The organism is Pseudomonas sp., assembly GCF_050739775.1.
Lineage (GTDB): Bacteria > Pseudomonadota > Gammaproteobacteria > Pseudomonadales > Pseudomonadaceae > Aquipseudomonas.
On sequence record NZ_JBOICA010000033.1, the window covers coordinates 1 to 19,791 of the forward strand.

At 60.5% G+C, this 19,791-nt stretch carries 21 protein-coding genes; 15 read left to right on the plus strand and 6 right to left on the minus strand.

All coding sequences use genetic code 11. From position 1 onward, the window contains the following. The first annotated feature begins 59 nt into the window (after positions 1–59). A complete protein-coding gene (locus tag ACRESH_RS17630) occupies positions 60–692 on the plus strand; it encodes a glutathione S-transferase (RefSeq protein ID WP_431743184.1) in 633 nt (210 codons plus the stop codon). Then, positions 689–1,633 carry a Nudix family hydrolase gene (locus ACRESH_RS17635; protein WP_431743185.1) on the plus strand — a complete coding sequence of 315 codons (945 nt, stop codon included), beginning with the start codon at positions 689–691 and terminating at the stop codon, positions 1,631–1,633. Before ACRESH_RS17630 ends, ACRESH_RS17635 begins: the two co-directional genes overlap by 4 nt. Positions 1,634–1,667: 34 nt before the next feature. On the opposite strand, the gene ACRESH_RS17640 is transcribed toward ACRESH_RS17635, so the two are convergent. From ACRESH_RS17640 to ACRESH_RS17650, 3 genes are read right to left on the minus strand one after another with little or no spacing between them, the layout of a single operon-like run. Next, positions 1,668–2,228: a cob(I)yrinic acid a,c-diamide adenosyltransferase gene (locus ACRESH_RS17640; protein ID WP_431743186.1), complete on the minus strand. Its 561-nt coding sequence runs from the start codon at positions 2,226–2,228 to the stop codon at positions 1,668–1,670. A 2-nt stretch (positions 2,229–2,230) separates the two neighbouring features. Beyond that, complete coding sequence (locus ACRESH_RS17645; protein WP_431743187.1) at positions 2,231–4,267, minus strand: sensor histidine kinase; 2,037 nt, start codon at positions 4,265–4,267, stop codon at positions 2,231–2,233. Between the two features lie 50 nt (positions 4,268–4,317). Then, positions 4,318–5,235: a putative 2-dehydropantoate 2-reductase gene (locus ACRESH_RS17650; RefSeq protein WP_431743188.1), complete on the minus strand. Its 918-nt coding sequence runs from the start codon at positions 5,233–5,235 to the stop codon at positions 4,318–4,320. A 113-nt stretch (positions 5,236–5,348) separates the two neighbouring features. Between ACRESH_RS17650 and ACRESH_RS17655 the strand changes: the two genes are divergently transcribed. The 3 genes from ACRESH_RS17655 (at position 5,349) to ACRESH_RS17665 (ending at position 8,232) form a co-directional block, all read left to right on the plus strand. Further along, positions 5,349–5,834: a YajQ family cyclic di-GMP-binding protein gene (locus tag ACRESH_RS17655; protein ID WP_431743189.1), complete on the plus strand. Its 486-nt coding sequence runs from the start codon at positions 5,349–5,351 to the stop codon at positions 5,832–5,834. A 176-nt stretch (positions 5,835–6,010) separates the two neighbouring features. Next, the gene (locus ACRESH_RS17660; protein WP_431743233.1) at positions 6,011–6,790 is read left to right on the plus strand and encodes a mechanosensitive ion channel family protein; all 780 of its coding nucleotides are present in this window, start codon (positions 6,011–6,013) and stop codon (positions 6,788–6,790) included. 242 nt (positions 6,791–7,032) lie between these two features. After that, positions 7,033–8,232 (plus strand): MFS transporter, encoded by a 1,200-nt coding sequence (locus ACRESH_RS17665; protein ID WP_431743234.1) that lies wholly within the window; start codon positions 7,033–7,035, stop codon positions 8,230–8,232. A 24-nt stretch (positions 8,233–8,256) separates the two neighbouring features. Here ACRESH_RS17665 and ACRESH_RS17670 read toward each other — a convergent pair whose 3' ends face one another. Then, positions 8,257–9,807 (minus strand): AmpG family muropeptide MFS transporter, encoded by a 1,551-nt coding sequence (locus ACRESH_RS17670; protein WP_431743190.1) that lies wholly within the window; start codon positions 9,805–9,807, stop codon positions 8,257–8,259. A 43-nt stretch (positions 9,808–9,850) separates the two neighbouring features. Beyond that, entirely contained in the window at positions 9,851–10,204 is a 354-nt protein-coding gene (locus tag ACRESH_RS17675; RefSeq protein ID WP_431743191.1) for an MGMT family protein, read from the minus strand. 150 nt (positions 10,205–10,354) lie between these two features. Here ACRESH_RS17675 and ACRESH_RS17680 point away from each other — a divergent pair, with 150 nt between their 5' ends. The 5 genes from ACRESH_RS17680 to groL all read left to right on the plus strand — a co-directional run bounded on the left by ACRESH_RS17680 (position 10,355) and on the right by groL (position 15,006). Beyond that, entirely contained in the window at positions 10,355–11,362 is a 1,008-nt protein-coding gene (locus ACRESH_RS17680; protein ID WP_431743192.1) for a DUF481 domain-containing protein, read from the plus strand. Positions 11,363–11,468: 106 nt separating this feature from the next. Next, complete coding sequence (locus ACRESH_RS17685) at positions 11,469–12,197, plus strand: HugZ family protein (RefSeq protein ID WP_431743193.1); 729 nt, start codon at positions 11,469–11,471, stop codon at positions 12,195–12,197. Between the two features lie 64 nt (positions 12,198–12,261). Next, positions 12,262–12,759, plus strand: coding sequence for an FxsA family protein (locus ACRESH_RS17690; RefSeq protein WP_431743194.1), 498 nt, complete (start codon positions 12,262–12,264; stop codon positions 12,757–12,759). Positions 12,760–13,015: 256 nt separating this feature from the next. Then, positions 13,016–13,309, plus strand: a complete 294-nt coding sequence (locus ACRESH_RS17695) for a co-chaperone GroES (RefSeq protein ID WP_009050540.1) — start codon at positions 13,016–13,018, stop codon at positions 13,307–13,309. Positions 13,310–13,356: 47 nt separating this feature from the next. After that, positions 13,357–15,006 (plus strand): chaperonin GroEL, encoded by a 1,650-nt coding sequence (gene groL / locus ACRESH_RS17700; protein ID WP_431743195.1) that lies wholly within the window; start codon positions 13,357–13,359, stop codon positions 15,004–15,006. 93 nt (positions 15,007–15,099) lie between these two features. On the opposite strand, the gene ACRESH_RS17705 is transcribed toward groL, so the two are convergent. Beyond that, the gene (locus ACRESH_RS17705) at positions 15,100–15,852 is read right to left on the minus strand and encodes a phosphatase PAP2 family protein (protein WP_431743196.1); all 753 of its coding nucleotides are present in this window, start codon (positions 15,850–15,852) and stop codon (positions 15,100–15,102) included. A gap of 189 nt (positions 15,853–16,041) precedes the next feature. Here ACRESH_RS17705 and colR point away from each other — a divergent pair, with 189 nt between their 5' ends. From colR to ACRESH_RS17730, 5 genes are all read left to right on the plus strand, one after another. Continuing rightward, entirely contained in the window at positions 16,042–16,725 is a 684-nt protein-coding gene (gene colR, locus ACRESH_RS17710; RefSeq protein WP_038998896.1) for a two-component system response regulator ColR, read from the plus strand. Further along, complete coding sequence (locus ACRESH_RS17715; RefSeq protein ID WP_431743197.1) at positions 16,715–18,013, plus strand: sensor histidine kinase; 1,299 nt, start codon at positions 16,715–16,717, stop codon at positions 18,011–18,013. The genes colR and ACRESH_RS17715 overlap by 11 nt, the downstream gene beginning before the upstream one ends. Before the next feature lie 109 nt (positions 18,014–18,122). Further along, a complete protein-coding gene (locus ACRESH_RS17720; RefSeq protein ID WP_431743198.1) occupies positions 18,123–18,803 on the plus strand; it encodes a class I SAM-dependent methyltransferase in 681 nt (226 codons plus the stop codon). A 6-nt stretch (positions 18,804–18,809) separates the two neighbouring features. Continuing rightward, positions 18,810–19,520 carry a lipopolysaccharide kinase InaA family protein gene (locus ACRESH_RS17725; RefSeq protein WP_431743199.1) on the plus strand — a complete coding sequence of 237 codons (711 nt, stop codon included), beginning with the start codon at positions 18,810–18,812 and terminating at the stop codon, positions 19,518–19,520. After that, positions 19,520–19,747 (plus strand): hypothetical protein, encoded by a 228-nt coding sequence (locus ACRESH_RS17730; RefSeq protein WP_431743200.1) that lies wholly within the window; start codon positions 19,520–19,522, stop codon positions 19,745–19,747. Before ACRESH_RS17725 ends, ACRESH_RS17730 begins: the two co-directional genes overlap by 1 nt. Positions 19,748–19,791: the final 44 nt, after the last annotated feature.

The window sequence follows — 19,791 nt, forward strand, 5'->3', positions numbered from 1 at the left end:
GGACCTGTAGGAGTGGGCTTGCCCCGCGATGGTCCCGGCAAACCTGATGGAGCCGAACCATGAATTACCACCTGATCATCGGCGACAAGCTGTACTCCTCCTGGTCGCTGCGCGCTGCCCTGGCCCTTGAACTGGCCGGCGCTACCTATGATGAAACCCTGATCAAGCTCAACCAGCCCGACACCCGTGCGCGGCTGCTGGAGTACTCGGCGACGGCTAAAGTGCCGCTGCTCAAGTGCGAGCACGGCCTCATCGCTGATTCCCTGGCCATTGCCGAATACCTGGCCGAGCGTCACCCAGAGGCCAACCTGTGGCCGACCGACGTTGCCGCCCGTGCCCAGGCGCGCTCTGCCTGCGCGCAGATGCACAGTGGCTTCTTCGCTCTGCGCGGCAACATGCCGTTCGACCTGTCTCGCGATCAAGCGCTGGAGAACATGCCGCTGGACGTGCAGGTCGATATCGACCGTATCGTCGCGCTCTGGTCCGAATGCCGTCTGGCCGCCAAACAGGCCGGTCCGTTCCTGTTCGGCACACCGAGCCTGGCGGATGCTTTCTTCGCCCCCATCGCGGTGCGTCTGCGTACCTACCGGGTGGAAGTGCCAGCGCAAGCGGCAGCCTACATCGAGACCATCTATCAGTGGCCGGCCTTCCAGGCTTGGCAGAAGGCTGGCCTGGCGGAGCGTGAAGGGTGAAACGCATACACGTAGCCGCGGCGGTCATTCGTGGCGCTGACGGTCGTATCCTGATTGCCCGTCGCGCCGATACCCAGCATCAAGGCGGCCTGTGGGAATTTCCGGGCGGCAAGGTCGAGGACGGCGAGGCGGTGGAAATCGCTCTGGCCCGTGAGCTGAACGAAGAGCTGGGCATTTTCGTCACTGCTGCGCGGCCGTTGATCAAGATCCAGCATGACTACCCGGACAAGCAGGTGTTGCTGGATGTCTGGGAAGTCAGTGGCTTTACTGGCGAGCCCCATGGTGCTGAAGGTCAACCGCTAGCCTGGGTGACGGCCCGCGAACTGCCGCAGTATGACTTCCCCGAGGCCAACCGGCCGATCGTGGCGGCTGCCCGTTTGCCGGGTGAATACCTGATCACCCCGGAGGGCCTGGAAGTACCGCAGATGCTGCGTGGTATTCAGAAGGCCATTGCCGGCGGGGTCAAGTTGGTCCAGCTGCGTGCACCGAACATGTACGATCCCAAGTACCGTGACGTAGCCGTGGACGCTGTGGGCCTGTGCGCTGGCAAGGCGCAGCTGATGCTCAAGGGACCGCTGGAGTGGCTGGGCGACTTTCCTGCAGCGGGTTGGCACCTGACCTCGGAGCAACTGCGTAAGTACGCCAGCAAAGGCCGGCCGTTTCCGAAGGAGCGCTGGTTGGCGGCGTCGTGTCATAACGCTGAGGAGCTGAGTCTGGCCGAGCAGATGGGGGTGGACTTCGTCACCTTGTCGCCGGTGCAGGCCACTCAGACTCATCCTGATGCCGAGCCACTTGGCTGGGATCAGGCCCGCCAGCTGATCGACGGTTTTAGCAAGCCGGTGTATTTGCTAGGTGGCGTGGGTGCTGCCGAGCGCGAGAAGGCCTGGCAGCATGGGGCTCAGGGTGTGGCGGGGATTCGGGCGTTCTGGCCTGAAGCCTGAGTTCTGGGCTGCATCGCTTGCCGGCGATGAGCCCTCAAGGTTTAGCTGCAGCCTGCCAAAGTACCTCAGCCACTCCCTGACGCCGGCCAATCAACCGCGCCGCCACAAACAGCAAATCCGACAACCGGTTGATATACGCCAGCCCAACCCCGGCCAACGGCTCGACACTGTTCAACTGCTGACAACGCCGCTCGGCACTGCGCGCCAGGCTTCGGCACACGTGTGCCTGGGCAATCAGTGCCGAGCCACTGGGTAGGATGAAGTTCTCAAGCGGTCCCAGTTCCTCGTTCCAGCGATCGATGGCTGCTTCCAGGCGCTCCACTTCGGCACTGTTCAGCGCCTGATAACTGGGCATTGCCAGTTCGCCGCCCAGATCGAACAGGCGATGTTGGCAGGGGGCCAACACTTCGATGACTTCCCCCAGCCCCTGATCGGCCAACCCGGCCAGTAGCAGCCCCAACTGGCTGTTGAGACTGTCGACCTCGCCAATAGCCTCGATCCGAGGATGATCCTTGGGCACCCGGCGGCCATCGCCCAGGCCGGTTTCGCCCTTGTCGCCGGTACGGGTGTAGATCTTTGACAACCGAAAACCCATGTTCATGACTCCATTTTTGGGGGCTCGGCCACGGTCGGCGAGCTGTTGGCCAGTGGCAGGCGCAGGGTAAAGCAGGTGCCTTGACCCGGTGCCGATTGCACCTCCATCTGGCCTTTGTGGTTGTTGGTGATGATGAAGTACGACACCGACAGGCCCAAACCCGTGCCCTGGCCGATTTCCTTGGTGGTGAAGAACGGCTCGAACGTGCGTTTACGCACCGCTTCAGACATGCCGATACCATTGTCTTCCACCTGAATCTCCGCCCAGGGAGGGTTGAGCCGGGTGCGCAGAATGATGCGTCCCGGTTCGCTGTCGTCTTCACGCAGGTGGATGGCCTGGGCGGCGTTTTTCAGCAGGTTGAGCAGTACTTGCTCCAGTTCGTTCGCGGTGCAGGGCACCGGCCCCAGGTTGGGATCGAACTGCCGAATGATAGTTTGCCCCTTGAAGTCGAAGCCGATGGTCAGGGCGAAGTCGTTACCGGCGATCTCCACGGCCTGGTCGATCAGCGCCGGCAAATCGCAGGGTGCCAGCTGGCGGTTGCTGCGTCGGCTGAAACTGAGCATGTGGGTGACGATCTTGGCGGCGCGGGCCCCCGCCTGCTGGATACCGTCCAGCAACTGCGGGACTTCACGGCTTTCCAGATAGCGGTTGACGATGGGCAGGTCGATGCCAAGCTCGCCAGCCTGTTCAAGATTTTTCGCCAGGTCCGGTGACAAGCGTCGGCGAATGTTCTGCACGTTGTGCAGGATCGCGCCCAGCGGGTTGTTGATTTCATGGGCCATGCCGGCGGCCAGGCCGCCTACTGAGAGCATCTTCTCCGACTGCACCATCATTTCTTCCAGGGACAGGCGCTGGGTGATGTCGTCGATACGGATAACCACGCCGCGTCCGCCGCCGCCCATCAATGGATAGAACGTCAGGGCGTAATGCCGGGCATCATCATCTTTGCTCCAGGTCACCCGTTCGATCTTCGCTACCCGGTGCTTCTCGACGCTTTCCTTGAGCTGCGGCAGGAACGGTTTGAGTGGCTCGAAGGCGAGGAAGATCGGCTGGTTCAGCGCTTCGTCCAGGGGTGTGCCGGACAGGGCGCTGGCTTCCTGGTTCCACTGGGTAACGTAGAGCTGTTCGTCGAGGGCGATCAATGCCGAGGGCATGGAGTCGATGATGCTGTTGAGGTAGTTCTGAAAGCCGGTGAGTTTTTTCTCGATCTTGCTGCGTACCTGGACTTCCAGCTCCAGCTTGCGGTTGGTGTGGCGGGTTTCCTCGGCAAGGCCCTGAGCCTGGTCGTAGGCATCCTGGAACTCATCACGGGCGCGCTTGAGCTGCTGCTCGCGCGCTTCGATGCGTGAGAGCATGGTATTGAAGGCTTCGGCCAGGCTGCCGATTTCGTCGTCGTTGCCGCGGTGGGCGCGCAGGGAGTAGTTCTCCTCGCGGGTGACCTGGCGTGACAACTGTTCGAGCTGGTAGATCGGCTGAGTAATCAGGCGCTTGATCTGCCGGGCGATGACCATCCATAGCAGAATGCTGAACACCAGGATGCCCAGGCTGGCGGTGAGGATACCGGTGTAGAACGCCATGGGCAGTTCGCTGCTGGCCACCATCAGCAGATAGCCGGGAGGCCCGCCTGGGCGCGGCAGCTTGGTCAGCTGGGTGCTGCGAAACTCGGTCAGGCGCCAGTTCTCGATGTGGCGGTAGCGCGTGGGCAGGGGCAATTGCTCACCGTGCTGCAGTTGCGCGAGCAGTTTGCCGTCGCTGCCGTACACCGCGGCGGCACGCAAGGGGGTGTAGCTGTCGAGCTCCTTGAGCAGAACCTTGGCCGTCTCGGCTGAATCGGCCGCTTGTGAGGCCAGTTGCGGGTTGGCCACCAGCCGGCCAATGGTCTGCAGTGCCTGCGGCGCCATGCTTTCCTGGGAAATCCAGTAGGCGGCGCTGATGAAAGTCAGGTTGGCCACCAGCAGAATGGTGATCAACAGTACCAGCAGGGCAGCCAGCAGCTTCTGGCCGACCGGCAGGTTTTCCAGACGTTCGCGCAGCGTCATGTGATAGCGGGATCCCGGTCTTATGGTGAAAGGGCAGGGTAACGCTGCGCTCAGTCGCAGGGCAATCCGCGTGAGCTCAGGTGTTCGAGCAGGCGCCGATAGAGTCGTTCCAGGTGCGGCAACTGGCGGCCATGGCGGGTAGCCACACGACAGGCATGACCGAGCAGGTAGTGGATCTCGGTGCGTCGGCCCTGGCGAACGTCCTGATACATGGAAGAGTAGTTGGCGGCGGTAGCCTTGATCACTTTATCCACTTCCTCGCCCAGACCGTCAGCGGCTTCGGGCTGGCCGCAGTATTGCAGCAGCTCGGCCAGCTCGGCGCAGAGGGTGGCCACTTCACAGTGGTGTTCCTGCAGGCCGCCGTTGCGGCATTCGTACAACACGGTCAGCGGGTTGATTGCGCAGTTGAGCGCCAGCTTGTGCCACAGACGGGTGAGGATGTCAGGTGTCCACTGGTGGGGAATGCTGGCGTCGGCCAGGTCATCAAGCCACTCCGGAGCCAGCGGGTTTGCCGGATCTCCCAACCAGTTGAAGCCGTAACCGGCGAAGTTGACCTGCCAGTCGGCCTCGCGGAACGCGCCTTCGGTGCTGGAAGCGAAGATACAGCGGGCGTGAGGGACCTGGTTGGCGACTGCATCCTGGCTGCCCAGGCCGTTCTGCAGCAGGATCAGTTCGGCGCCGTGGGCCAGGCGCGGGGCCAGTTGCGCCACCGCATGCTCGGCGTCGTAGGCCTTGCAGGCCACCAGCAGGCGATGAATGGGCGTGGTGTCGTGTACGGTTTGCGCCGGGATCGCGTGTAGCTGTGCGCGGTCCTTTTCGATCAGCGTCAGCCCACCGGCCGCTTCATAGGCCTTGAGGCGCTCTGCATCGCGCAGGATCAACCGGACCGCTTTGCCAGCACGGGCCAGTCGGCAGGCCCAGAGGCTGCCCAGACTGCCGGCGCCGAGAATATGCCAGGTGCTGCTCATCAGCGTTTCGCAACCGTTATAATGAACCGGTATTTTAACCGTCAAACCCGGCGCGCTCCATCGCCCTGTTGCATCAGAGCCGCGAGCGCGCGTTTATTTTTTGGAGAGAAGGTATGCCGTCGTTCGACGTGGTATCGGAACTGGACAAGCACGAAGTCACCAACGCTGTGGAAAACGCGGTCAAGGATCTGGACCGTCGTTATGACCTCAAGGGCAAGGGCAGCTTTGAGTTCAAGGAAAAGGAACTGACCGTCAACCTGACCGCCGAAGCCGAGTTCCAGCTCGAGGCAATGATCGAGATCCTCAAGCTGGCACTGGTCAAGCGCAAGATCGACGTACAGTGCCTGGAGGTCAAGGATGCTTATGCTTCGGGCAAGGTGATGAAGCAGGAAGTGACCCTCAAGGAAGGCATTGACAAGGAGTTGGCGAAAAAGATCGTTGCTCACATCAAGGATGCTAAGCTCAAGGTCCAAGCCGCTATCCAGGGTGAGCAGGTACGCGTCACCGGCAAGAAGCGTGACGACCTGCAGGAAGCCATTGCCGCATTGCGTGCCAAGGAGTTCGGCATGCCGCTGCAGTTCAACAACTTCCGCGACTGATCGAAGCATTTCGGGAACCTTGGCGCCGTTTTGGCGTCCGAGGTCTCTGCTGCCGCTGAAACGATGGCGGTGCGATTTTTACAGCTTTTGCCCCTCGGCATCAGGAGAACATTATGGATTTGAGTGCTGAAGTCGATCAGCTGGTTAAAACCTCGCAAACCTGGATCCCCTTGATCATGGAGTATGGCAGCCGCCTGTTGCTGGCGCTGCTGACCCTGGCCATTGGCTGGTGGGTGATCAACAAGGTGACCTACCGACTGGGCAAGCTGCTGGCTTTGCGCAATGCCGACCTCGCGCTGCAAGGTTTTATCAGCAGCCTGGTGAACATCATTCTGAAGATTCTGCTGGTGGTCAGCGTTGCCTCGATGATTGGCATCGAGACCACCTCGTTTGTCGCCGCCATCGGTGCTGCGGGCCTGGCCATCGGTCTGGCGTTGCAAGGCAGCCTGGCGAACTTCGCTGGTGGCGTGCTGATTCTGCTGTTCCGTCCGTTCCGTCTGGGGGACTGGATCGAAGCTCAAGGGGTTGCGGGCACCGTCGACAGCATCCAGATTTTCCACACCGTGTTGCGTACCGGTGACAACAAGACGGTGATCCTGCCCAACGGCAGCCTGTCCAACGGCATCATCACCAACACCAACCGTCAGCCGACTCGCAAGGTCGTGTTCGATGTCGGTGTCGATTACCAGGCTGATCTGCAGAAGGCCCGTCAGGTGCTGCTGGAACTGGCCAAAGACCCACGTGTCCACCAGGATCCGGCGCCACAGGCCGTCGTCTCGCTGCTGGGCGACAGCTCGATCACGCTGTCCTTGCGGATCTGGGTGAACACTGCGGACTATTGGGATGTGCTGTTCATGCTCAACGAGCATGCGCGTGATCGTCTGAAGGAAGAGGGTATTGACATTCCCTTTCCACAGCGGGTGATCCGCGTAGTGCAGGAAGCGGCGGTACAGTAAACCTTTGGCGTGGGATTCATCCGCGAAGGACTGCACAGCAGTCCCAGCTATTGGGACCGCGTTGCGACCCTTCGCGGATGAATCCGCTCCCACGCCTGTAGGGCATTACACTTGTTCACGTCTTCGCGCTACCTGCGCCCCGGGCTTTCTGGCATACAGGCTGGCTTCTTTCTGTTTGCCCGGTCTTCTCATGCTTACCCCCCCTGATCAATATCACGCCATTGCGAGCCTTCTGCTTCGCCATGGCCCTGGCGCTGTTCGAGCTGCTGACCTACCTTGCCAGCGATGTGGTCATGCCTGCCATGCCGGTGGTGGTCGCTGATCTCAATGCCAGTCCTGCTTACATTCCCCATGCCCTCAACCTGTACCTGCTTGGCGGTGTGCTGCTGCAATGGCTGATCGGCCCGCTGGCTGACCGTTATGGTCGCAGGCCACTGCTGCTCGTGGGTTGTGCGATTTTCTGCGTGGCCTGCCTGGCTACCTTCTGGGTCAAGGGCATCGAACTGTTCAACTTGCTGCGGCTGTTGCAGGGCATTGGCCTGGGCTTCGTGGTGACGGTCAGTTATCCGGCCTTGAACGAGGCTTTCAGCGAGGCCGATGCGGTGCGGATGATGGCGTTGCTGGCCAATATTGCGCTGCTTTCGCCCTTGCTCGGGCCGCTGCTGGGCACCCTGTTGCTGGAGTGGGTGTCGTGGCGCTGGTTATTCGTGATCTTTGGCGCCTGCGCGGTGCTGTCGTGGCTTGCGTTGTACCGCTTCATGCCGGAGACGCTGGGAGTCGAGCGCCGTGACGGTTCGCGCCTGGCGTTCCAGCCAATCCACCTGAGGTCATTGTTGGCCGGTTATGCCCAGTTGCTTGGCAATCGCCGCTTCGTGGCGGGCAGTGCGGCCCTGGGCCTGGTTGGCCTGCCGTTGATCGGCTGGATCGGGCTGTCGCCGGTGTTGCTCATTCACGATGAAGGTTTGAGCACCCTGGACTATGCCCTGTGGCAATTGCCGGTGTTCGCAGGCCTGATCCTGGGCAACCTGGTTATCAACCGCATCGCCGACCGCTACCCGCTCAACAGATTGGTGCGGGGTGCGCTTTGGCCTTACCTGGTGGGTCTCCTGGGCATGATGCTGGCCACCTGGCTGTTGCCCGGCGTGCCCAGCCTGGTGGCGGGTATGTCGATCTATGCCCTGGGCCTGGGCATCGCCAACGCGGTGCTGTACCGCATGACACTGTTCTCCAGCGAGCAGAGCAAGGGCTTGGTTTCGGCCATGCTGGGGATGATTACCATTGCCCTGTTGGGGCTGGGGGGTGCCTTGCTGGCGATGCTGGGTGCCGGTTCCAGCCTGCTGAGTTTCGCCTTGGCGGCTGGTGTCGCGGGTACTCTGGCGCTATGGCCGCTGAAGATCGTTCTGGGCGCCTCCAGCGAACAAGCCGAGGTTATGCCGGGATAAACCCGGCAATGGGCTCAGGGGGATTCAGGGGCGCTGCTCGGCTACTGAGTTGTCAACCGGTAGCTGTTTACCCTTGTCCACTTCCTGATGCCAGTGCAAGGCGATCAGGATCAGGGTCGGCACGCCGAGCAAGGCGGTGATCAGGAAAAAGTCGTGGTAACCGAATTTTTCCACCATGACCCCGGAGTAGCCGCCGATCAGGCGCGGCAAGAGCAGCATGATTGAGCTCAACAGCGCATATTGGGTCGCGGAGAACTTCAGGTTGGTCAGGCTCGACAGGTAGGCGACGAATGCCGATGTGGCCAGGCCCGAACTGAAGTTGTCGAGGGAAATGGTCACCACCAGCATCTGCAGGTTCGGGCCCATGCCGGCGAGCATCAGAAACAGAATGTTGGTTGCCGCCGAGGCCACGCCGCCAATGAACAGGATCGGCAAAATGCCAAAGCGTACGATCAGCAAGCCACCCATGCCGGCGCCGACCAGGGTCATGATCAGGCCGAAGATCTTGCTGACACTGGCGATCTGATCTTTGGTGAAGCCCTGGTCGATATAGAACACGTTGGCCATCACGCCCATTACCGTATCCGACATCCGATAGGTGGCGATCAGCCCGAGCAGCAAAAGAGCCTGCCAGCGGTAGCGCAGGATGAAGTCGTTGACCGGCGTCAGCACCGGCGCCAAGCCGCGGCGGCCCATGGACGACAGGCACAGCGCGGTCAGGGTGATGTAGAGGATCGCGCGCAGGAAGGCACGGTCTTCGAGCAGCAGGTCGAGCAGGCTTGCACCGTCGAACAGCACGCCGGCGAAATCGGTGTTGTACAGCTGGGTGAAGGTCGCCGGTACCGAGACCAGCAGAACGATCAGGACGAATACCGACACCAGTTGATGGACCAGGCCATAACGGGCAGCCGACAGCTGGGTGCGCAGGGGGACGGGCGGTTCGCGCATCAGCAGGGTGGTGATCACCGCCGGCAGCATCAGCACGCCGAACAGCACATAGGTACCGGCCCAGGCGCTATGCAGGTAACTGAAACCGGTGGAGCCGAAGCCTTCGGCGAAGAACAATGCACCGGCAGTAGCCAATAGCGCGGCGACCCGGTAGCCGGCCATGTAACTGGCGGCAAGCGCGGCCTGGCGCTGATCGTCGGCGATTTCCAGGCGGTAGGCGTCGACGGCGATATCCTGGGTGGCCGAGGCAAAGGCTACCAACACGGCCAGGGCAATCAGCCAGGACAGGTGCTTTTGCGGATCACAAAAGCCCATGCCGACCAGCCCCACCACTACCAGAATCTGTGACAGCACCAACCAGGAGCGGCGTCGCCCCAGCTTGCCGAGCAACGGTAGGCGCCATTGGTCGAGCAGCGGCGACCAGACCCATTTAAAGGCATAGGCCAGGCCAATCAGGCTGGCATAACCAATGGTTTCGCGGGCCACCCCGGCCTCGCGTAACCATACCGACAAGGTCGAAAACACCAGCATGTAGGGCAAGCCGGCGGCAAAGCCGAGCAGCAACAGCACCAAGGTAGACGGGCTGGCATAGGCAGCGAGCGCAGCGCGCCAGGTTTTACGGGGCATGGGCCAACATCTGCCTCAAGTTTACGAAAACAAAGCGCGCACTCTAACCGCTGTGCTCCATTGGGCGCCAGCCATGGCGCAACATATCCACACGATTATTGTGCAGGCTGATGCCTTCTGCCCGTAGTCGTGCGCGCTGCTCGTCGCCTGAAGGCGTTCCCAGGGCCAGGCTCAAGCGTCCACCGGCGCCCAGGACCCGGTGCCAAGGCAGTTGGGTGTCTGCTGGCAACTGACTGAGGGTCCGCCCGACCCAGCGCGCTGCGCGGCCCAACCCCGCCAGTTCGGCAAGCTGGCCATAGCTGACTACCTTGCCCGGCGGTACTTGGCCGAGCACCAGATAGAGTGCCATTCGTCGGGCCTGGGCACTTTCTGTCGGATCACCAGGCGTCGGTTTCATCGCGGCCTCGCAGGTGTTCGCGGTGAAACAGCCACGTTCATCGGACAAACAGCAATTGAACTCATTGGCATGGGGTGGGTCAGTCCTTGCTCTACGGGCGGGTATCTGGATAATGCCCGACTTTTTGCAAACCAGAGTCCGTACCTGCTTATGTTTTCTAGAGTCTTGTTGTGTCTTGCTGTCGTTGCCGCCAGCTCTGCGGCTGTTGCTGATACGGTGTGGATGAAAAACGGTGACCGGCTCAGCGGCAAGATCAGCGTTTTTGATGGCGGCAAGCTGTTGCTCAAGACCGAGTACGGTGGCTCCATCGCCCTGGACTGGAAGCAGGTCAAGACCCTGGAAAGCGACCAGGAGTTGCTGGTCAAGCAGGACGCCTACAGCGGCGAGAAAGCCAAGTCGCTGAACGCTGCCGAGGATGGCAAGGTCACCTTGGCCAACGGTGATACGCCAAAGACCGTAGAGCTGGCCAGCATCCAGCAGATCATGAAGCCCAAGCCTGTGGTCGAGGACCTGTCGTGGAAGGGTAACGTCGACCTGGCCATGGACTACAAGCGGGCCGAGTCCGACAGCGATGACTATGACGTCGACTTCAAGACCACGGCCCGCCATGGTCGCTGGCGCCATCAGGGCGAAGGCGAATACAACCGCGAGAGCAAGAACGACGTCACCACCACCAACAATTGGAGCGCCGAGTACGCGCTGGACCGCTTCCTGACCGAAAAATGGTTCTGGCAAGGGCGTCTTGAGTACAAGCGCGACCATATCGAGGACCTGGCCCGTCAGCGTACTGTGGGTACCGGCCCGGGTTACCAGTTCTGGGATGACGAACTGGGTGCCTTTTCCCTGGGTTCGCTGCTCAACCGCACCGACTTTGAATATGCCGATGGTGGCAAGGACAACTTCTATGCCGTGGCCATGAAGTGGGACTACAACCGCTACCTGATCGGCAAGCGCGTCGAGTTCTTCACCAACGGTGAGGTTGGCAAGCCGCTGGGTGGCGTTGCCGAATATGCCCTGGATGCCGAGGTCGGCCTGCGTTACAAGGTCACCGAGTGGGCGTCGCTGAACCTCAAGGCCGAGCGCGACATCATTAGCGGCACCCGTGACAGCGATCTGGAAAAGACCCGCTACACCGCAGGCTTCGGCGTAGCCTGGTAAGTCTTCTGGCAACCGCCGGCGATAATGATTACTTTGATGGTTAAGCACATGGCCGGGCTTCGCTTGCGGCCTGCCTTCAGAACATTGTCGAGTCGGGAGTCACACAGTGAGCGCAAAAGTCGCACAACAGGCCCGGGAACTGCTGCTCAAGGAATACCGTGGCGTCCTGTCGACCCATTCCAAGTCGATGCCGGGCTTTCCCTTCGGATCGGTGGTGCCGTATTGCCTGGATGCCGAAGGCAATCCGCTGATCCTGATCAGCCGTATCGCCCAGCACACCCACAATCTGCAGAAAGATCCCAAGTGCTCCCTGCTGGTGGGCGAGCGCGACGCTGAAGATGTGCAGGCCGTGGGTCGTCTGACCGTACTGGCCCAAGCACACAAGCTCCAGGAGCCCGCGGCGATCGAAGCGGCTGCCGAGCGTTATTACCGCTATTTCCCTGAGTCGAGCAATTACCACAAGGCCCATGATTTCGATTTCTGGGTGCTCAAACCAGTGCGTCATCGCTACATCGGCGGTTTTGGCGCCATTCATTGGATCGACCATCTGAGCCTGGCCAATCCGTTTGCCGGGAAGGCCGAGCTGAGCATGATCGAACACATGAACAGCGACCACGCCAACGCAATCGAACATTACGTCCAGCTCGGCAGCCTGCCGCAAGGGGCGGCACAGCTGGTCGGCATCGACAGCGAAGGCATGCACCTGCGCATCGGCCAGGGGCTGCACTGGCTGCCGTTCGCCGTGCCCTGCAATACGCCGATACAAGTACGCGAAGCCTTGGTTTTTCTGGCTCGCACCGATCAATGGCCGGTGCGTGAAAGCACTCAGGGTTGAAATAGCGATTGATCGCAACCATTAAAGGTGTACTGCAAGGACTTCTTGCGCAGAGGAACCATTGATGCGTGCTTTTCTATTGCTGTTTCTGATTTTTCCGGTGCTGGAGCTGTACGTGTTCTTCAAGGTCAGCACCGCGATCGGCTTCTTCCCGGCGCTGTTGCTGATCATTGCGGGCTCCGCCCTGGGTGTGCTGGTGGTGCGGGTGGCCGGCTTGGCCACCGCCCTGCGTGCCCGCGAGAGCCTGCAGCGTGGCGAGCTGCCCGCCGAAGACATGTTCCACGGCCTGATGCTGGCCCTTGGTGGCGGCCTGCTGCTGCTGCCAGGCTTTATCAGTGACGTGATCGGCTTGATCTGCCTGCTGCCGTTCACCCGCCGCCTGCTCGGGCGCAAGATGCGCGAGCGTGCCGAAGCCCAGGCCATGCGCCAGCGTGCCTTTGGCGATGATCCGTTCATGGCTCGGCCGGGTAGCCCCAGTGGCCAACCGCGTCAGCCGAACGTGATCGAGGGTGAGTACGAGCATCGCGATCCCCGTGAGCCACGGCATCCCCGCGATCTGTGATTGTGCAAACGTTTGTCCGAACGGCCCCTGAAGGGGCCGTTCTGCTTTGCGCGAGCAGATCGCTAAAAATTTTCATGAACAAGCCTTGTAATTGATCTTGGCGACCTCATGTAGGGGTTACCGCAAGGTTTCCGAGGGCTTGCCCCGGACATTACATGCGTGGCCCGCACCGCGAGCTACGAGCGGCTACGCCGCAAGCATCAACCCGCCGGTGTCGATACCGGCCGATGAAAACCACAATTAGGAGAGATCGACAATGAAGCTTCGTCCTCTGCATGACCGCGTCGTTATCCGTCGCAGCGAAGAAGAATCGAAAACCGCTGGCGGTATCGTTCTGCCAGGTTCGGCCGCTGAAAAACCTAACCGTGGCGAAATCGTCGCTGTAGGTACCGGTCGCATCCTGGACAACGGCGAAGTGCGTGCGCTGGCCGTGAAAGTGGGTGACAAGGTGGTTTTCGGCCCCTACTCGGGCAGCAACACTGTGAAAGTTGACGGCGAAGACCTGCTGGTAATGGCTGAGAACGAAATTCTCGCTGTTATCGAAGGCTGATTCTGCTGGTTTTCCGTTACTCCAAAGTATTCAAGGATTAAACGATCATGGCTGCTAAAGACGTAAAATTCGGCGACTCCGCCCGCAAGAAAATGCTCGTTGGTGTCAACGTTCTGGCTGACGCTGTAAAAGCCACCCTGGGCCCGAAAGGCCGTAACGTTGTTCTGGCCAAGAGCTTCGGCGCTCCGACCATCACCAAAGACGGTGTGTCGGTTGCCAAAGAAATCGAACTCAAAGACGCCTTCGAAAACATGGGCGCCCAGCTGCTCAAAGACGTTGCCTCCAAGGCCAACGACGAAGCGGGTGACGGCACCACCACCGCCACCGTTCTGGCTCAGGCCATCGTCAGCGAAGGTCTGAAAGCCGTTGCTGCCGGCATGAACCCGATGGACCTGAAGCGTGGCATCGACAAGGCCACCATCGCCATCGTCAAAGAGCTGAAGAACCTGTCCAAGCCATGCGCCGACTCCAAGGCCATCGCTCAGGTAGGTACCATCTCCGCCAACTCCGACAACTCCATCGGTGACATCATTGCCGAAGCCATGGAAAAAGTCGGTAAAGAAGGCGTGATCACCGTTGAAGAAGGCTCGGGCCTGGAAAACGAACTGTCGGTTGTAGAAGGCATGCAGTTCGACCGTGGCTACTTGTCCCCTTACTTCGTCAACAAGCCAGACACCATGGTCGCCGAGCTGGATGGCCCGCTGCTGCTGCTGGTTGACAAGAAAATCTCCAACATCCGCGAACTGCTGCCAGTACTGGAAGCCGTTGCCAAGGCCGGCCGTCCGCTGCTGATCGTGGCTGAAGACGTCGAAGGCGAAGCGCTGGCTACTCTGGTAGTCAACAACATGCGCGGTATCGTCAAGGTTGCTGCGGTCAAGGCACCTGGCTTCGGCGACCGCCGCAAGGCCATGCTGCAGGACATCGCCGTCCTGACCGGCGGTACCGTGATCTCCGAGGAAATCGGCCTGAGCCTGGAGTCCGCTACCCTGGAGCACCTGGGTAACGCCAAGCGCGTGACCCTGTCCAAGGAAAACACCATCATCGTTGACGGTGCCGGTGTACAAGCCGACATCGAAGCGCGTATCGCCCAGATCCGCACTCAGGTGAACGAGACTTCCTCGGACTACGACCGTGAAAAACTGCAAGAGCGTCTGGCCAAGCTGGCTGGCGGTGTTGCCGTGATCAAGGTCGGTGCTGGCACCGAAGTCGAAATGAAAGAGAAGAAAGCCCGCGTTGAAGACGCCCTGCACGCTACCCGTGCGGCCGTTGAAGAAGGCGTGGTGCCTGGCGGTGGTGTTGCACTGGTTCGCGCCCTGCAAGCCATCTCCGAGCTCAAAGGCGACAACGAAGAGCAGAACGTTGGTATCCAGCTGCTGCGTCGCGCTGTTGAATCGCCGCTGCGCCAGATCGTTGCCAACGCTGGCGATGAGCCAAGCGTCGTGGTCGACAAGGTCAAGCAAGGTTCGGGTAACTTCGGTTACAACGCTGCTACCGGCGTGTACGGCGACATGATCGAAATGGGTATCCTGGACCCAGCCAAGGTAACCCGTTCGGCGCTGCAAGCTGCTGCTTCGATCGGTGGCCTGATGATCACTACCGAAGCCATGGTTGCTGATGCTCCGCAAGAAGGTGCTGCCGGTGGCATGCCTGATATGGGCGGCATGGGCGGCATGGGCGGCATGGGCGGCATGATGTAAGCCAGCCTTACCCGCTTGAGAAAAAGCCTCGCCTGGTGCGGGGCTTTTTTGTGCCTGTAGGAGCGGCGGTGCGACGGCTCGACTTGCCCGCGATTACAATCGGTCAGTCACAGCGCATCGCGGGGCAAGCCCGCTCCTACTGACAGTCTCTCCCACTGGTTTGCAATACAACACCCAGTAATAACACCCCAGACTGATCAGCCAGCAGAATACGGCTGTCCATACGTTATGCGAAAAGAAGTGCGCGCCTTGCAGCATGCGTCCTATCGAGAACACGCTGCCCAGGCCAAACGCGAACAGCAGTGCGACGCGCGCCAGGCGCGGGCGGCGGTCACGCAGGGCGAAGAACAGGGCAAACAGGGTGAAACCGGTGGCCGCATGGCCGCCTGGCCAGCAACGACCTGGCTTGTCAGTGTCGGGGCGAGGGCTGAGCAGTTCGCTGTAGGTTTCCTTGCCGCCGAACTCCTTCAGGCTCCAGGGGCACTGCACGGCGGTAACCGCTTTGACCGGGGTAACAAAACTGGTCGACAGCGCCATGGCCAAGACCAGGTAACCCAGCTCTCGACGCCAGCCTTGGAGACGCAGCCAGAAAAAGCTGGTGATGAAGGCGATAATGGCCCCCAGCCCAAGGACGATGACTACCTGTTTGGCGCGGTCATGCAGGATGTCTTCAAGTAAATAGCTGTGCCGACCCATGAACTGGCCTGCCACCGGGTCGAATGCCAGCTTGGCCAGGTCCATGTCCAGTGAGGTCAGCTCCAGCAGGATAAGCGTCAGTGCGATGACTGCGGGGATTCCGAGGGAAATCCAGACGTTAAGCGGGCGAGAAGGGGCGGGTAGGGGCATGGTAGGTCCAGGCAGGTCGAAGGGACAGTCCCGACCGGCAATTCTCGGGGAGACGCTATAACCTGTCCGTGAAGAGTGAGTGAAAAAAACGTTAGCCTGCAATAAAGTTGCGCCGATCTGGCCGAGCGTGACCGATAGCCGTAAGCTGCGCCTGCCAAGCAGGCAAATGCCCTGGACGGGAGAACCCTCATGCGAATTCTACTGGTTGAAGACAACCGCGATATCCTCGCCAATCTGGCCGACTACCTGGGCCTCAAAGGCTATACGGTCGATTGTGCCCAGGATGGACTGTCGGGTTTGCACCTGGCCGCCACTGAACACTATGACTTGATCGTGCTCGACATCATGCTCCCGGGTATCGACGGCTATACCCTGTGCAAGCGCCTGCGCGAAGACGCCCGGCGCGACACGCCGGTGATCATGCTCACCGCTCGCGATCAGCTCGATGACCGCCTGCAAGGTTTTCGCTCTGGTGCCGATGACTACTTGCTCAAGCCTTTCGCGCTGTCGGAGCTGGCCGCGCGTATCGAAGCGGTACTGCGTCGGGCTCAGGGCGGCGGCCGGCGCACGTTGCAGGTCAGCGACCTGGTGTATGACCTCGATACCCTGGAGGTGACCCGCGAAGGTAAATTGCTCAAGCTCAACCCGGTTGGCTTGAAGTTGCTGGCGGTGCTCATGCAGAAGAGTCCCCATGTGCTGCGCCGCGAAGTGCTGGAAGAGGCGCTTTGGGGTGACGATTGCCCGGATAGCGACAGCCTGCGCAGTCATGTTCACCAGCTACGCCAGGTGATCGACAAGCCTTTTGAAAAAGCCCTGCTGCATACCGTCCACGGCGTTGGTTACCGCCTTGCCGAGGGCCGTGATGGAGTTTAAGCAGAGCCTTGCCCAGCGGATCATCATTGCCTTTGCCTTGATGAGTGCGCTGGTTGCTGGCGCATTCGCCTTCGGTATTGTTGCTACTGTGCATCTGGTTGAAGAACGCTTGATCTCGGCCGTGCTGGGAGGGGACCTGCAGCGCTTGCTGCGCATGGACAGCGTCAGTGATTGGAGCCATCGCCCGCGACCGGACCAGCTGTTCTACTACAGCGGCGGGCGTGACGATTTCGAGTTGCCCAAGGACTTGCGCCATCTCGGCCCGGGTTTTCACGAAGTGTTCCGCGAGCAACTGTCCTATCACGCCATGGTTGAAGTGGTAGACGGGCGGCATTACGTATTGCTGCAGGATCAAAGCGATTTCGAAGAGCGTGAGCGCGTGCTATTCGCGGTTGTGGTGGTGGGGTTCGTCCTTAGCCTGGCCCTGGCGGTGTTCCTTGGCTGGGTATTGGCCCGTCGGGTGATGGCACCGGTGATTCGCTTGGCGCGCCAGGTACGTCATCGTGACCAGTTGTTGGGCTTGGCGCCACCGCTGGCGCCGGATTACGCGGCTGACGAAGTCGGGCAACTGGCTGTGGCCTTCGATGACACCTTGGGGCGCCTGCGCGATGCCCTGACGCGCGAACGCCTGTTCACCAGCGATGTCAGTCACGAATTGCGCACGCCGCTGATGGTGCTGGCCAGCTCTTGCGAGTTGCTGTTGGTCAACCCCAACATCGACACCCGCGCACGTTCCCAGGTTGAACGGATCGCCCGGGCCACTGAGGAAATGCAGGAATTGGTGAAAACCTTCCTGATGCTGGCCCGGGCCCAGCGCGATGAGGGCGCGGTGGCATCGCAGGCGAGTATCAAGGAGGTGGCGGACGACCTGATTGGCGTCTGGCGTGACACCATCGAACAGAAAGGCCTGACGCTGCTTTACGACGCCAAGGCGGGATTACCGACATTGTACAACGCTACCTTCCTGCAGGCGGTAATGGGCAACCTGCTGCGTAATGCCGCGCATTACACCGACTATGGCTTTATCCGTCTGACCCTGGAGCCTGCAGGGTTCAGGGTCGAGGACAGTGGCGTGGGCATTCCTGAAGAGCAGCGTGAAGCCATGTTCCGGCCTTTTGTTCGCGGCGATGAGCGGCGCGGGGAGGGCCTTGGCCTGGGCCTGTCGCTGGTGCAACGGATTTGTGATGACCAGAACTGGAGCGTGAGTTTGACGGCGATGGTGCCCCATGGTTGCCGCTTTCATGTGGACTTGAGCTGCGGTCCGGAGCGCCCGGCCGGGCAGCAATAAAATGTTCTGTAACTTTTATCAGGGCCGCTCACGATTTTTTCACACGCGCATGACCTGATGCCAACGCTTGCCTGCTTAAGGTAAGTGCATTGGAGTCAGGAGATGCACCATGCGTAGCCCCATCAAGCTCGAATTTTCCGAGAAGTACGACCAGCAACATGCCCAGGAGTACTTCCTCAAGCATCAGGACGGCCTCGCTCGGCGCTTGTCTCATCAACGTGATGAACAACTGGCCCGCCGCGCCCTGGCGTTGGTTGGCGAGCCTGGCCTGGTGCTCGACCTGCCTTGTGGTGCCGGTCGCTTCTGGCCGATGCTGGCGGAAAAACCCAATCGGGTGATCATCGGCGCGGACAACTCCGAAGCCATGCTGGAGACCGCCAGCAACTCCCAACCGGCGCATATCGTCGAGCGGGTACGGACCTTGCAAACTTCAGCGTTCGCGATCGACCTGCCGGACAACTCGGTTGATAGCATTTTCTGTATGCGACTGATGCACCACATTGGTGAAGCTGCCCACCGAAAAACAATTCTCTCGGAATTTCAACGCGTTACCCGCGACAGCGTGATCTTGTCGTTGTGGGTTGACGGCAACTTCAAAGCGTGGCGCCGGCAGAAACTCGAGCAACGCCGTTACGCTGAAACCGGTAAACCCAGCTATCAAAATCGCTTTGTATTACCGGTTGCGACGGTTGAAGAAGAATTCCAGGCCGCCGGTTTCCGGATTCAGGAACGATTGGACTTTTTACCGTTCTATGCAATGTGGCGAGTATACGTATTGCGCAAGGGGTAACAGGGCATGGCGGTAGAGCGCTCAGGTGCAACGACGGGAAACAACCGCTTTGAGCACTTCTGGCAACAGCAGGGTGAATGGGTCGAGGCACCCAACCAGCGCCGGGGTGGGGAAAGTGGTGTGCAGCGGCTGAAGGGTGAAAGTGGTCAGCTGCTGTACTCCAAACGTCAGATTGGCCATATCTACCGCAGCTTGATGCATCCGTTCGGCCGTCCGACGGTTTTGCGTGAATATGATGCGCTGCATAGTTTCGAGCAATTGGGTGTGCGCGTGCCGCATATCGTTTATTGCGGTGTCGAGCGTGATGCCGACCATCAGTGGCGCGCCCTGCTGGTCAGCGAGGCCCTGGACGGCTTCGAAGATTCCGACAGCTGGTACGCCAGCGGTGCGCGCGCGCGTTATAGCGAGGCCCTGCATGAGCGCATGCTGCAGGATCTGGCACAGAACCTGGCGCGTATGCACCGTGGCCATTGGCAGCATGGCTGCCTGTACGGCAAGCATGTGTTCATCAAGGTGCTAGGCGAAGGCGACGCGGCGCGGGCTGAAGTTGCGCTGCTGGACCTGGAAAAGTGCCGCCGCCGCATCAGCTGTCAACGTGCTGCAGCGAATGACCTGCAGCAACTGCGCCGCCACTCGTCATTCAACGACGCAGAATGGCGAAAGCTGCTCTATTTTTACCAGATGGCGTTTGGCAGCGCTGTCAAAGGTTTAGAGTAATGAAACTAGAAATAGCTCGAGGTTTGTTTCTCGTGGCTGCCCTGGCGGTGGCCACTGCTGCTGTGGCGGCTTGGGAAGAGCCCGGGCCGGTGGTGCTCAGCCATTTCGACAAGGCGGCGCAGTGTCCGCTGCCGAGGCTGATCAAGCCGCAGGTTGATGCCAAACCTGACCACGACCTGCTGTTGCTGCTGTTCGGCCTCAGCCAGGGGGGGCGTGCGCCGGGTTGATGGATCAAGGGTTGGTTGTGGCAAAGGCCTCGTCAGTGACGAGG

Coding starts and splice junctions, on each gene's coding strand:
- ACRESH_RS17645 (WP_431743187.1), bottom strand. CDS start 4,267: ATGACGCTGCGCGAACGTCTGGAAAACCTGCCGGTCGGCCAGAAGCTG.
- ACRESH_RS17720 (WP_431743198.1), top strand. CDS start 18,123: ATGCGTAGCCCCATCAAGCTCGAATTTTCCGAGAAGTACGACCAGCAA.
- ACRESH_RS17715 (WP_431743197.1), top strand. CDS start 16,715: ATGGAGTTTAAGCAGAGCCTTGCCCAGCGGATCATCATTGCCTTTGCC.
- ACRESH_RS17660 (WP_431743233.1), top strand. CDS start 6,011: ATGGAGTATGGCAGCCGCCTGTTGCTGGCGCTGCTGACCCTGGCCATT.
- ACRESH_RS17675 (WP_431743191.1), bottom strand. CDS start 10,204: ATGAAACCGACGCCTGGTGATCCGACAGAAAGTGCCCAGGCCCGACGA.
- ACRESH_RS17670 (WP_431743190.1), bottom strand. CDS start 9,807: ATGCCCCGTAAAACCTGGCGCGCTGCGCTCGCTGCCTATGCCAGCCCG.
- ACRESH_RS17655 (WP_431743189.1), top strand. CDS start 5,349: ATGCCGTCGTTCGACGTGGTATCGGAACTGGACAAGCACGAAGTCACC.
- ACRESH_RS17695 (WP_009050540.1), top strand. CDS start 13,016: ATGAAGCTTCGTCCTCTGCATGACCGCGTCGTTATCCGTCGCAGCGAA.
- ACRESH_RS17690 (WP_431743194.1), top strand. CDS start 12,262: ATGCGTGCTTTTCTATTGCTGTTTCTGATTTTTCCGGTGCTGGAGCTG.
- ACRESH_RS17630 (WP_431743184.1), top strand. CDS start 60: ATGAATTACCACCTGATCATCGGCGACAAGCTGTACTCCTCCTGGTCG.
- colR (WP_038998896.1), top strand. CDS start 16,042: ATGCGAATTCTACTGGTTGAAGACAACCGCGATATCCTCGCCAATCTG.
- ACRESH_RS17680 (WP_431743192.1), top strand. CDS start 10,355: ATGTTTTCTAGAGTCTTGTTGTGTCTTGCTGTCGTTGCCGCCAGCTCT.
- ACRESH_RS17640 (WP_431743186.1), bottom strand. CDS start 2,228: ATGGGTTTTCGGTTGTCAAAGATCTACACCCGTACCGGCGACAAGGGC.
- ACRESH_RS17730 (WP_431743200.1), top strand. CDS start 19,520: ATGAAACTAGAAATAGCTCGAGGTTTGTTTCTCGTGGCTGCCCTGGCG.
- ACRESH_RS17650 (WP_431743188.1), bottom strand. CDS start 5,235: ATGAGCAGCACCTGGCATATTCTCGGCGCCGGCAGTCTGGGCAGCCTC.
- groL (WP_431743195.1), top strand. CDS start 13,357: ATGGCTGCTAAAGACGTAAAATTCGGCGACTCCGCCCGCAAGAAAATG.
- ACRESH_RS17705 (WP_431743196.1), bottom strand. CDS start 15,852: ATGCCCCTACCCGCCCCTTCTCGCCCGCTTAACGTCTGGATTTCCCTC.
- ACRESH_RS17665 (WP_431743234.1), top strand. CDS start 7,033: ATGGCCCTGGCGCTGTTCGAGCTGCTGACCTACCTTGCCAGCGATGTG.
- ACRESH_RS17725 (WP_431743199.1), top strand. CDS start 18,810: ATGGCGGTAGAGCGCTCAGGTGCAACGACGGGAAACAACCGCTTTGAG.